The 12,628-nt window shown below is 56.3% G+C and carries 13 protein-coding genes; 3 read left to right on the top strand and 10 right to left on the bottom strand.

The annotated features are described in order from the left end of the window. Positions 1–104: 104 nt before the first annotated feature. From K3729_04680 to K3729_04650, 7 genes are all read right to left on the bottom strand, one after another. Positions 105–1,076, bottom strand: a complete 972-nt coding sequence (locus K3729_04680) for a helix-turn-helix domain-containing protein (protein ID UWR00074.1) — start codon at positions 1,074–1,076, stop codon at positions 105–107. 3 nt (positions 1,077–1,079) lie between these two features. Further along, on the bottom strand, positions 1,080–1,967 hold the full coding sequence (locus K3729_04675) for a homocysteine S-methyltransferase family protein (GenBank protein UWR00073.1): 888 nt from the start codon (positions 1,965–1,967) through the stop codon (positions 1,080–1,082). A gap of 71 nt (positions 1,968–2,038) precedes the next feature. After that, positions 2,039–4,489 (bottom strand): FAD-dependent oxidoreductase, encoded by a 2,451-nt coding sequence (locus K3729_04670; GenBank protein ID UWR00072.1) that lies wholly within the window; start codon positions 4,487–4,489, stop codon positions 2,039–2,041. A gap of 9 nt (positions 4,490–4,498) precedes the next feature. Next, positions 4,499–4,882, bottom strand: a complete 384-nt coding sequence (locus K3729_04665) for a GFA family protein (GenBank protein UWR00071.1) — start codon at positions 4,880–4,882, stop codon at positions 4,499–4,501. Positions 4,883–4,894: 12 nt separating this feature from the next. Next, positions 4,895–5,464 carry a helix-turn-helix domain-containing protein gene (locus tag K3729_04660; protein UWR00070.1) on the bottom strand — a complete coding sequence of 190 codons (570 nt, stop codon included), beginning with the start codon at positions 5,462–5,464 and terminating at the stop codon, positions 4,895–4,897. A 102-nt stretch (positions 5,465–5,566) separates the two neighbouring features. Next, complete coding sequence (locus tag K3729_04655) at positions 5,567–6,019, bottom strand: GAF domain-containing protein (protein ID UWR00069.1); 453 nt, start codon at positions 6,017–6,019, stop codon at positions 5,567–5,569. Between the two features lie 100 nt (positions 6,020–6,119). Further along, a complete protein-coding gene (locus K3729_04650) occupies positions 6,120–7,280 on the bottom strand; it encodes an acetyl-CoA C-acyltransferase (GenBank protein UWR00068.1) in 1,161 nt (386 codons plus the stop codon). 123 nt (positions 7,281–7,403) lie between these two features. Here K3729_04650 and K3729_04645 point away from each other — a divergent pair, with 123 nt between their 5' ends. Further along, positions 7,404–8,981, top strand: coding sequence for a gamma-glutamyltransferase family protein (locus K3729_04645; protein UWR00951.1), 1,578 nt, complete (start codon positions 7,404–7,406; stop codon positions 8,979–8,981). Here K3729_04645 and K3729_04640 read toward each other — a convergent pair whose 3' ends face one another. Beyond that, the gene (locus K3729_04640; protein UWR00067.1) at positions 8,982–9,506 is read right to left on the bottom strand and encodes a hypothetical protein; all 525 of its coding nucleotides are present in this window, start codon (positions 9,504–9,506) and stop codon (positions 8,982–8,984) included. Between the two features lie 330 nt (positions 9,507–9,836). Then, entirely contained in the window at positions 9,837–10,163 is a 327-nt protein-coding gene (gene hspQ / locus K3729_04635; protein ID UWR00066.1) for a heat shock protein HspQ, read from the bottom strand. Positions 10,164–10,245: 82 nt separating this feature from the next. Here hspQ and K3729_04630 point away from each other — a divergent pair, with 82 nt between their 5' ends. Both K3729_04630 and K3729_04625 read left to right on the top strand, forming a co-directional pair. Continuing rightward, positions 10,246–11,127: an AEC family transporter gene (locus tag K3729_04630; GenBank protein UWR00065.1), complete on the top strand. Its 882-nt coding sequence runs from the start codon at positions 10,246–10,248 to the stop codon at positions 11,125–11,127. A 75-nt stretch (positions 11,128–11,202) separates the two neighbouring features. Continuing rightward, positions 11,203–11,787, top strand: a complete 585-nt coding sequence (locus K3729_04625; protein UWR00064.1) for a lytic transglycosylase — start codon at positions 11,203–11,205, stop codon at positions 11,785–11,787. 50 nt (positions 11,788–11,837) lie between these two features. Here the strand turns inward: K3729_04625 and K3729_04620 are convergent, their stop codons facing one another. Then, positions 11,838–12,452, bottom strand: coding sequence for an outer membrane lipoprotein carrier protein LolA (locus K3729_04620; protein UWR00063.1), 615 nt, complete (start codon positions 12,450–12,452; stop codon positions 11,838–11,840). Positions 12,453–12,628: the final 176 nt, after the last annotated feature.

The following is a 12,628-nucleotide window of genomic DNA, read 5'->3' as shown; positions in this document are numbered from 1 at the left end:
AGAATCCTTCCGCAAATATGTCTGTGCAAAAGGTGGCACGACGGGCCGGATTCGATCCATCAAAATGCGTCAAAGATGGCGCAAAATACCCATTTCAACGCAAACTACTTTGTGCGCCCTTTGCGCCGCGCCGCGTTTGGCGTCATTCCGAATGTCGCTTTGTAGATTGCCGAGAAACCGGACGGGAAACCGCAGGCCAGACCAATTTCATTGATCGACATATCGGTGTTGAGCAGCAGGTTATTCGCTTTCCCAAGCCGCAGTTCACGGTAATAGCCGTTGGGCGTGGTCCGCAGAACCGAATGAAATTTCCGTTCGAGCGATCGTTTGGAAACGCCGGTTTGATCCGCGATTTCAGCGATTGGTAAAGGAAATTCGACATTGGCCTGCATCAGGCTGACGCAGGTATCCAGATCAGCATCCCCCGTTGCCAATGCTGCACGACCCGCGAAGGGCTGCAACGTGTTGTAGTGACGGATGCGTTCATGCAGCAGGATGTCGGCGACGGTCATCATCGTGGCCGACGACAGATGCTGCGCCGCGATGGACAGCGTCACATCCACGGTCGCCCCCATTCCAGCACAGGTCACAATCGCGCCCGCATCGACGGCGAGCGCGGACTTGGTGTCAAACAAGCCGAGCCGTTCCAGCAAAACCGCCCGATTTTCCCAATGCGTGGTGTGCTTTGCCCCGTCTTCACGTTTGTCAGCGATATAGCGACTTGCCGCTTCGGACAGCAAAATGACCCGTGCTTGGCGGGTTGTGTAGCTAGATAGAACCGCCCCTAAGGATAACGCCGGATGGTTGGCATCTGCGTTCCCCAAAACAAACGCATAGTCCGCCACCGAGCGTTGGTGGAGCGACACCGTGTCAACAACCGCGTCGCTGCTGCTGCTGATAGGGCCGCCGGACGCCGACCGGTAGGTCCATTGGAACACCTCGCGGTTGCTGATGCGGTTCGCCAAGCGCAACACATCCACAACTCCGGCCAATTCCGTCAACACAAACCCGCCCGCGACGATAATGTCGCAAGCGATGGGCTGTTGGGCGGCGGCCGAAGGTGTGGTTGGTGCCATGTGTCAGATGATCCTATGTCCTGCTTCGCGCAGCTTGTCGGCGATGGTTTGGATATGTTTCGGCCCAACTTCGCAGCATCCGCCAACGATTGTTGCCCCTTGCGCGACCCAATTCATAACATGCGCGGCATATGCGTCTGGGCCCATATCCTTGCGTTCTTCGAGCGCATCAACGGTTGGCTTTGCCCCAAGGAAGTCCTTGGTAATCATTGTGAACGCGTTTGCATAACCGCCAAAAGGTTTACCCGATTGCGCCAGAATAGGCATCGCCGCGTCTAATGCTTCGGGGGCGGAACAGTTCGCCAAAAGCGCCGCGGCATCGCCACATACGGCAATCGCATCAATCAAAGGTTCACCCGACCGCAGTTTCGTGCCGTCTTGATCGTTGAGCGTGAACGCCATCCAGACAGGTTTTCCAGCAGTCAAAGCCCCTGCCAGAACGGACTGTGCGTGGCTGACCGATGCGACTGTTTCGCAGATGATCAGGTCGACCGATGCTTTCAGCAGTTCGGCGACCTCTGCATACAACGGAACTGCTGTATCATGGTCAGGGTGAATGTCGGGGCGGTAAGATGCGACCAGTGGACCAATTGCGCCCGCGATCTGCGTGCCTTCACGCGCGACATCTGTCGCTTCTTTCAGGGCTGTTTCGATAAGCGCCTCGAAATCGTTTTCCAGTTCCGTGCCAACAAGCCTGTCACGATGAATAGCATAGGTGTTTGTGGTCGCGATCGTGGCACCGGCATCAAAGTAGTCGGTGTGCACCTGACCCACCAATCCGGGATATTTGGACATCACATGTGTGGACCAAAGCGGGGTTGGTTTGTCGTCCGTGCGGTGAACCAATTCTTGGCCCATGCCGCCGTCAAGAAGGATGATATCGCGAGTCATATCAGGGTCGCTTTCGTAGATAAGGGGCGAAGATTGCCGCCCCTTATAGCTTTTTCATGGGACGTCAATCATCACGCCCGAATGCGGGTATTATCGGCATCCCACAGCGGTGCGTCTTCATGCACGGTGACCGTGTAGCGTTTGCCGTAGATCGCAACTTCGACCTGCGTGCCGGCTGTGTTCAGGTCGGTCCGCAACATGCCCAGCGCGATGGATTTACCCACACGGAAGCCCCAATCACCTGACGTTGTTTCGCCAACGACGTCGTCACCATGCATGATGGGCGACATGTAAGGGGCGTCTGCTGGTGGCACGTCGTCAAAGGTCAGTGTGCAGAACATCTTTTTGCTGCCCTGCTGCTTTTCGGCCAACAATGCGGCTTTGCCCGGGAAATCCTGTTCTTTGTTGAACCGAATGAACCGTTCCATACCACCTTCGAGCAGGGTGTAGTCGGTGGACAAATCGCCCTTCCACGTCCGGTACCCTTTTTCGATCCGCATGGCGTTGAGCGCGAACATGCCAAATGGCTTGGCGCCTGCATCACGGATTGCGGTGTAGACGGGGGCTGCATCGTCGAACTTCGTGTGGACTTCCCAACCGAGTTCGCCGCCAAAGTTGATCCGGAACAGTTTGCAGTCCTTGCCTGCGACAACCGCGTCCTGAATTGTCAGCCATCCGAGCGACAGATCACCATCGCTGATCTTTGCCATCAGGTCGCGTGACTTTTCGCCTGACACAAGATGCGTTGACCATTCTTTGGTGATGTCCGTCATCGTCAGACCCGGTGCAAGGCGACCTTTGAGGAATTCAAAGTCATGCCATTGCGCCACGGCGGCCGTCATCAGCCAGAAATCATCTTCGCCCCAACGGATGATCGTGACCTCTGTGACGATCCGCCCGCGTGTATCGGTGAAGTACCCAAGGTTCATGCGGCCCGCTTTTGGCAAGGCCCCCGCGATTTGGGTACGCAGCCATTCGGCTGCACCTTCACCCGTCAGCGTGTAGCGCGAGAAACCAGGCATATCGAGGACAGCGACGTCGTTAGTCGCAGCGTCCACTTCACGGGCTACGCCTGCTTTCCATGGGCCTTCGCGTTCCCATGTTTCGGTCGATTCTACTGATGTGTCTTCGCCTTCTTCAGCAAACCAAGTCGCCCGTTCCCAGCCGTTATAAGCCCCCATTTGCGCACCAGCCGCGATCAACGCGTCGTGGTTCGGTGAATGCTTTTTGTCGCGACCCGCTGGCCACATTTTGTGCGGGAAATGCATGCCGTATTCGTGGCCGTAGGTTTCCAGCGCTTTGGCTTCGCAATAGTCCGCATCGGCGTAATCGGTGTAACGCCGCGGGTCGACGGCCCACATGTCGATTTCGGTTTCGCCGTGGATCAGCCATTCGGCCATCACTTTACCAGCGCCTCCGCCCTGCACGATGCCGAAGGTGAAGGAATGCGCTTCAAATGCGTTCGTCACACCCGGCATTGGGCCGATCATCGGCAGACCGTCAGGCGCGTATGGGATCGGGCCGTTGATATTGCGGCCAACGCCAGCAGTACCAAGGACTGGAACGCGTTCCATCGCGTCTTCGATATACCATTCCAGACGTTCCAGATCATCTGGGTACAGCTGGAAGCTAAAGTCATGCGGCATCGGATCGTCTTTGGTTGTCCAATGCGCCTTGCAGTTCCGCTCGTATGGCCCGAGGTTCAGACCGTTCTTGTCCTGACGCAGATAATAGCTGCTATCAACGTCGCGGATCATTGGTGTTTTCTTACCGTTTTCTTTGGTCCACGCAGCGATTTCATCGATCTCTTCGGTCAGGAAATACTGGTGGGACATGACCGTCAGCGGCACATTGCGACCGCCGTACGGCTTGAACCATTCACCAACGCGGGCGGCATAGTAACCAGCGGCGTTGACGACTTTGTCACAGGTAATGTCGCCTTTTTCGGTATGCACGATCCATTCGCCAGACGGCTTTTGCGTCACACCAGTCGCGGGGCAGAACCGTTCGATCCGTGCGCCCAGATCGCGGGCGCCTTTCGCCAGCGCTTGGGTCAACTGGGCCGGATCAATGTCACCGTCCAATGGATCCCACAACACAGCCGACAGATCGTGTGTTTCAATGAACGGGTTGAAGTTCTTCATGTCTTCGATGCCGATCATCTCGAGCGGCAGACCCATGGCGCGGGCCTGTGCACAGACCTGTTCGAATTCCTGTTTACGTTCTTTGGTGTGCCCCAAACGCAGCGCGCCCGTGACGTGGTAGTTCATCGGATAATCAACGTCGTCCGCCAGCGTCCGGTACATATCCAGCGAATACCGCTGCATGTTCATCACGGCCCAGTTCGGCGCGAAGTTCGGGCAGTTGCCCGCCGCGTGCCATGTGGAGCCCGCCGTCAATTCGTTCTTTTCGAGCAGAACGCAATCGGTCCAGCCTTCTTTCGCCAAATGGTACAGCGTCGATACGCCAACGACACCGCCGCCAATGATTACGACACGCGCCGTTGTTGGAAAATCTGACATGATACCTCCCTAGTGTGTATCCAGTTGGGGCGCATCGCCCGCGATTTCATAATAATTGCCTTTGTCAGCGACAAAGATGTGTTTGCCGGGCTTTAGCCCTGCATCATCGTCCAAACAGCCTGCCGCGATCCCGAGATCGTCTTTGCCGGTCAGGCGGTAAAACAAGGTGGACCCGCAGGTGTTGCAGAAGCCACGTTCGGCCCAATCAGATGACGCGTACCATGCAAGGCCCGCGTCATTCGTGAAGGTAACGGCGCTGAACGGCACATGGGTTGATGCCCAAAGGTGGCCGGACATCCGGCGACATTGGCTGCAATGGCAAAATGTCACTTCCGGACGCACGGTCGCAGTTTCAAACTTCACCGCACCACATTCGCACTGACCTGTTACCATCTGTCCTATCCCTTAATAGATTGGCGGAGCGATGACCCAGATGACGACACAAGGTTCGTCATGCGGGTTTGCCCAGCGGTACTGATGACCGCGAATGCGAAAACTATCGCCAGCGGTCAGGTGAAAAAGCGTGTCGTCGAGCCAGAGGTCGAAGTTGCCCGACACGATATAACCGACCTCTTGGGTTGGGCGTGTCGCGGGCTCAAGCAGGGCGGCGTGGGGTTCAAAGACCGAATGGATCATTTCGAAATCATCGGTCAGGTCGGGCGAGAGTAGTTGTTCGGTCGATCCGGCGACGCGCGATCCAATGGGTCTACGCGCATCGGCACGGACGATCAGCCCTTCTTCGCCGGGCGCAGATGCTGTGCGGAATAGACTTGAGACCGACACGTCCAGCACCTTTGCCATTGCACGTAGATCGGCAACGGTCGGTTCGGACAGGTCGCGTTCGACCTGACTAAGCCAGCCAACAGACTTGGACAGAGCGTCAGCCAAGGCGATCAACGTCATCCCGCGCGCCTTGCGCAATGCACGCAGGTCGGCACCAAGTGTTTGTGCATCAGGGGGGATGTCGTGCTTCATCGGAATCGCATCGCTGGTTTCATTTCCAGCAACGTGACACAGGCCCGTGAAATTTCAAAGAAAAATTTCACCAAGCGGCAATTCTTGGTGAAATTTCTCTGTTTAGCGCGCGAAAGTGGCGTCCAGTATCGCCTGTAGCGCGGTCGCATCAGCGGCTGTGAAAGCCGCCGGTTGATTGCTGTCGATATCCAGAACCGCAATCACATCGCCCGCTTTGTTTTTAACGGGAAGAACGACTTCTGACCGCGTGGCCGACGCGCAGGCGATGTGCCCTGGAAAGGCGTCAACATCGTCGACCAATTGGGTTTCACCTGTCCGCGCCGCAGCCCCACAAACGCCCCGTGAAAACGGGATCTGCAAACAGCCGTGCCCACCTTGGTACGGTCCGATCTTGAGCATTTCGGGCGCTGTGACGCGGTAAAATCCGGTCCAGTCGAAACGGTCGTCGCTGTGATGCAGTTCGCAGGCAATCGTTGCCATGAGGGCCACGGTGTCGGTTTCGCCTTCGGTCAAGGATGCGATGGTTTTGGAAAGAGTGTCGTAGTCTGCTTGCATGGTGCTGCCTGTTTGAATGGATTTGCGACGCGTTCCGCGCCGCTACACTGGAGGGGCCAGCCCCTCCAGACCTCCCCGAGATATTTTTGACCAAAAGAAGTTAGGGACGTTCGATTGCGATTGCTGTGCCTTCGCCGCCACCGATGCATATCGCAGCGATCCCGCGTTTGAGGTTCCGTTTTTCGAGCGCGTTGAGAAGCGTGACGATGATCCGCGCCCCAGACGCCCCAATCGGGTGCCCCAATGCGCAGGCCCCGCCGTTTACGTTGATTTTGTCGCGCGGAATACCGAGGTCATGCATGAAGGCCATGGGCACAACCGCAAAGGCTTCGTTAACTTCCCACAGATCGACGTCGTCTGTCGTCCAACCGATCCGGTGCATCAGTTTTTGCGCGGCCGGAATGGGAGCGGTCGTGAACCAACCGGGGGCTTGGCCGTGGCTGGCATGGCCTTTGATGATGGCACGCACCGGACCCGCAGCTTTGCTTTGCGCGGACAGCACGAGGGCAGCAGCGCCGTCCGAAATGGACGATGCGTTGGCTGCTGTGACACTGCCGTCTTTACGGAATGCAGGCTTGAGCGTCGGGATCTTTTCGGGCCGCGCTTTGGCTGGTTGTTCGTCTTCGCCAATCATCACACTGCCACGCCGCGTTTCAAACGTGACAGGTGTGATTTCGTCCGCGAAGGCCCCGCTTTGCTGCGCTTTGATTGCGTTGGCGAGCGATTGCAGGGCGTAATCATCCTGGTCGGCCCGCGAGAATTTGAATTTATCGGCGCAATCCTCGGCGAAAGTGCCCATCAGGCGTCCTTTATCGTAGGCGTCTTCGAGACCATCGAGGAACATGCTGTCGATCACGCCTTGGTGGCCGATCCGCGCCCCTGCCCGCATTTTCGGAAGCAAATACGGCGCGTTGGTCATGCTTTCCATGCCCCCTGCGACCACGTGATCGGCGCCGCCAAGTGCGATCTGATCAAAGGCCATCATCGCCGCTTTCATGCCGGACCCGCACATTTTGTTCAGCGTCGTCGCGGGGACGTTATCCGTCAAACCGCCCTTGTACGCCGCCTGACGTGCAGGCGCTTGCCCTTGTCCAGCCGGTAGCACACAGCCCATCAGGACCTCGTCAATGACTGCGCCTGACTGCGCAACCGCCGCCTTGATCGCCGCACCACCCAATGTGGCTGCATCGACATCTGCGAAATCCCCCTGAAATCCGCCCATGGCAGTACGTGCCGCCCCTGTGATGACCACGTTTTCCATTTTAGTCCTCCCTGACCAATTGCGCGCAGGCTAGACCGGAAATCTGTGAAGCAAAAGGTCCGGTTTTCGATTGCGATGCGGCTGCATTTTCGTAAGGTCGCGTGCAAACCTCGGGGGAATATGATGCGCGATTTTTCGACACCGGGCCGGTCGGCCGTATTTGCAAGCAACGGTATGTGCGCCACGTCGCATCCGCTGGCCGCGAAGGTTGCTGTGCAGATTCTAGAGGCGGGCGGAAACGCCGTTGATGCCGCGATTGCTGGCGCTGTTCTACTCGGGATTTGCGAACCGCAGATGACGGGGATCGGTGGCGATTGTTTCGTGCTGTTGACCCCACCGGGTGAAGACCGCGTGATTGCGCTGAATGGATCGGGTCGTGCGCCTGCCGGACTGGACGCCGCGAAACTGCGTGATCAGGGGCATTCGACCGTGCCATTGCGTGGGCCAGAAGCCGTCACAGTACCGGGTGCAATTGATGCGTTTTGCACGTTGTCACGGGATTTTGGCAAGATCGGCCTGAAGGCATCGCTCGCCCCTGCGATTCACTATGCGGAGGCTGGTGTGCCAGTTGCACCGCGCGTTGCCTTTGACTGGAACCTGCTGCAAGGCGATCTGCAGGGCGTTGCGCGTGACCAGTACCTGATTGACGATAAAGCCCCTGTCGCTGGACAGATGTTCCGATCGCCACAGCAAGCAGAGGTGTTGCGCCGTATCGCGATGGACGGTCGTGAAGGGTTCTACGAAGGCGAAGTGGCCGAAGATATGGTCGCATCGCTGAACGCTTTGGGTGGCACGCATACGCTGGACGATTTCGCCGCTGTTTCAAGCGATTACACTGATCCGATTGGGGGCGGCTATGGCGGGCTTGATCTGTATGAGCATCCACCCAACGGCCAAGGCGCGACTGCGATCCTGATCCTGAACATCCTCAAGCATTTCGATCTGAAAGCGATGGAACCGCTGGGTGCGCTACGGGCCCATATCGAAGCGGAAGCCACAAAATTGGCCTATGACACACGCAACCGCGTGATTGCCGATCCGGATCACACCGCGCGATTGGCGCACATGTTGTCGCCGGATACAGCAGCAAAACTGGCCTCGCTGATTGATCCCAAGCGTGCCCTGCCCGCGTCATTGCCCGGCGCCGAGGCCGTCCACAAAGATACCGTTTACATCACCGTCGTCGATAAGGACCGGATGTCTGTGTCGTTGATCTATTCGATCTTCCACGGGTTTGGATCGGGGCTTGCGTCCGACAAGTTCGGGATCTTGTTCCAGAACCGCGGTGCGGGGTTCACATTGGACGAAGGGCATCCGAACGAAGCGTTGGGCGGCAAACGTCCGATGCATACGATCATTCCGGGGCTGCTGTGTCGCAATGGCAAACCATACATGCCGTTTGGCGTGATGGGTGGGGCCTATCAGCCTACGGGTCATGCGCGTTTTATTAGCAACATGCGCGATTACGGGATGGATATGCAGGCCGCGATGGACGCGCCGCGTTGTTTTGCCGAAGCTGGCGAATTGCGGATGGAAAGCACCTATGGCGATGCGGTCAGGCAGGAATTGACCGATATGGGCCACGTTGTCGTCACGCCACCGGGTCCGATGGGCGGATCGCAAGCCATCGCGATCCACGACAGCGGTGTTTTGGAAGGGGCAAGCGACCCCAGAAAAGATGGGATCGCCTTAGGATATTGATTATTCGGCGGGCGCCGCGAAGTGCCCAAGGGCACGCCGGCGCACGAACATGATGGTCAAATGGCCACCGATGGTCAGCATGGCAAACCAGATCGGGAAAATGACCAACAACACGTCCCATGGGGCGGTTTTGAGTGCGGCACTGGACCCCAGCAACAGACCGGACGACCAGCAGAACAATGACACGACAGCAACTTGGGTCGCGACGGCAAATTGCATCGGCGGCAATGAAATCATCGGGCGCATCATGTTGTTACGCATCATCGGCCGGATAAACGCCCCGACCATGAACGAATTCAGGGTCATCAGAACCATGATGGATATCTTCGTCCAGAGCTTTGGCGAAAATGCTTCAAGCTGGAAACCTGTTCGGATGTAGATCAATGTAATTCCAGTGATCCAAAGCCCGACAAATGCGGCGGTGATCCAAACGTGGATGCGTTCGAGGTCTTCGATGTCAACTTTACCGATTGGATCGGAAAGCGATTGAAAAGACCGGTAGTCAAAATAAAGCGCCGTGCCCATTCCCATAGCGAAGCAGAATAGATGGGTGGCGCGCAAAATATCTAAGTACGTCTCGAAGATCTCCAAAACAAATCTCTCTCGTTAGGCAGCTATTGAGCGATCAGGAGCGAGCAAAGCGCTGATCTTAACCTTATGCTAACGCTATCGTTACGATTGTGTCGAGAATTCTTTCCGCAACCTACCCATCAGTATTGGTATTCGTTTCGAAACTTGCCGTCGAAACAGAAATGCCCGAACAACAGCCCAAACATTGATCAAATAGTCTTTGAAATGATCATCTTAAGATGATTGGGATCACGCACCGCGATGCGTCGCATCCAAGCCTATGGCTTAGTTCATTTGCACCTGAAGCGGGTAGTGCCCATCTTCGAAGGGACCAAACAGATCGTCGAGATCAGGGTGTTCTACCGGTTGGCCAGAGTAGTCGGCGACAAGGTTTTGTTCGGACACATAAGCCACGTAGTAGCTTTGATCGTTCTCAGCCAAAAGATGGTAGAACGGTTGCCCTTTTTCCGGACGACTGTCTTCTGGGATCGCTTCGTACCAAGCGTCGGTGTTTGAAAACATTGCATCGACATCAAAAACAACACCGCGAAACGGATGTTTGCGATGACGGACAACTTGTCCCAAATGATATTTTGCACGCGTCTTAAACATAACAATAGTCCCCTACCCTTTTACTAGCCGCGGAAGCCTGCCAAAGTCCACGGTAAACACCTTCAAAAAAAGGAAACAGTCTGTGAACCTTGCACTGACAGTCCTGAACATCACTGCCCCCGTCTTTCTTCTTGCCGCTGTCGGCTTTGCATGGGTCAAGATGGGGTTTGAATACCGCGTAGAGTTTGTAACCCGCCTTGCGATGACACTTTCGGTACCTTGTTTGATCTTTGTGGCGTTAATGAAGACCGAGATCGACCCAGAGGCATTGGCCACGCTGACATTGGCCAGCCTTGTCGCCTACACGCTTGTTGCTATTGCCTTTTTAATCGTCGTGAAGGTTTGCAAGCTGGACATGCAGACCTTCCTTGCCCCGTTGATATTCGGGAACACCGGCAACCTTGGCTTACCGCTTGCCTTGTTCGCTTTTGGTGAGGTCGGGTTGGGTTACGCGGTGGTGGTTTTCGCCGTCATGGCGATCCTGTCGTTCACGGTCGGCATTTGGTTGGTGTCTGGCGGCGGGTCGTTAACCAAGGTTGTAAAAGAACCGCTCGTTGCCGCCACGTTACTTGGCGCGTTGTTCCTGTGGAACGGTTGGGAGACCCCAGAATTCTTAACAAACGCGCTGGAACTGATTGGCCAAATGGCGATTCCGATCATGCTGATTACGCTTGGGGTTGCCGTTGCGCGGCTAGAGACGAAGGCGATGACGCAGGCCGTAATCTTGTCCGTCGTGAAGGTCGGCGTTTGTGCGGGTGCTGCATGGTGGGCTGCGACGTGGTTCGGGCTGTCCCCCGTGGCGGCAGCCGTTCTGATCGTGCAGGTCTCTACCCCTGTTGCGGTTACATCCTACATGCTGGCCGAAAAATACGGGGCCGATGCCCAGCCTGTCGCGGGATTGGTCGTCGCATCAACGGTGCTTTCTGTGATCAGTTTACCGCTCATCCTTGCATTTGTGATCTAACTGCGGCGAATTCACCGTTCACAGCCAAGCCGCATTGGGCTAGGCTGGAAAAAAACAAATGATAGGCGTGAGGCGATGAGCAGTTTCTTCCGCGCAATGGTACTTTTAGTTCTGCTAGGCAGCTGTTCCTCTGGATACGGCACGGCCCCGCGTGATCTTGATAATGCATGTGCTATTGTGAACGAACGACCCGAATACCTGCGGGCATTTAAGGCAACCCAACGCAAATGGGGTGTGCCTGTTCCGACGATCATGGCGATGATCTACCAAGAGAGTAAGTTCATTTCGAACAACCGTCCGCCGCATCAATATGCGTTGGGTGTGATCCCGATTGGACGGCAGTCTTCTGCACTGGGTTATTCCCAAGCGCTTGATGGCACGTGGGAAGAATACCAAGACCAAGAAGGAGGGCGCGGCGCTGACCGTGAAAGCATCCGTGATGCGACCGATTTTATGGGCTGGTATATGACCGCAACGGTCCGCGAAACTGGCGTGCCATTGGGTGACACGCGCAATCAGTATCTGGCCTACCACGATGGGCGGTCCGGGTATCTGCGCGGCACATGGCGGCGCAAACCGTGGCTGATCCGGATCGCGGGCGAAGTGGCACGACGCGCCACGACCTATGAGGCCCAGCTGCGATCCTGCGGCAAGATTTAAACAAAAAAGCCCGCGTCAGTGACGCGGGCTTTTTGTTCTATGCGCGGGTTTTATTCAAAACCGCGACGGCGCATTTCGCTGACAATGTTGAACTTTGATTCAGCGATACCCGCACCCGGCACCACGTCGTTCAGGATCACTGTCGTCTGACCACCGGTATCATCGGTCACAACCCACTGACGCAGCTCAACAGGGTTCGCCGTAAACACCAGCTGGATGTTGCCGTATTCCGGATGATCGGGGTCTTGCGCGGTCACGGTCGTGGATGTGCCGTCGGACGTATGGCCCGTCACCATGCGGCGGCGACCAAGATCAACGTTCTGTTCCAGAATAATGCTGAGCGGTGTCTGGTTCAGCGGATACCGATCCGGTGCCGTGTTCGACCGCGGATCAAAGATCGCCACCTGACCACCGCCAGCAATCATCAAAGAATTGTCCGGCGCGTTGTATTCGAACCGGATACGACCCGGCCGTTTGATAAAAATCTGGCCCGTGGACAGCGTACCATCGCCATTGATCTGGGTAAAACCACCCTGAGCAGTCACAAGACGGTTCAGATATCCGGACACTTCACCCAATGACAATTGCTGCGCAGAGGCAGAGGTCACTAAGGCGGGGGTCGCAAGTGCTGCAACACCAATGGACAGAAAATCACGTCGTTTCATAAAGCTACCTATCAGTTACCGGGCAATGTTTCACCCAAGGACATAAGCCCAACATGGCCGTTGTGCCACATGATAAGCGATAACATGCCGCCGTCACGGGTTATCACCCTTTAAAATAAGGAAAGGCGGGACGCTTTACGCGGCCCGCCCCTATTTCAACTGTCGCTCACAATGCG

It is taken from the genome of Rhodobacteraceae bacterium S2214 (assembly GCA_025141675.1).
In the GTDB taxonomy this organism is placed as follows: domain Bacteria; phylum Pseudomonadota; class Alphaproteobacteria; order Rhodobacterales; family Rhodobacteraceae; genus Yoonia.
This window is presented reverse-complemented; position numbering and strand designations above follow the sequence as displayed.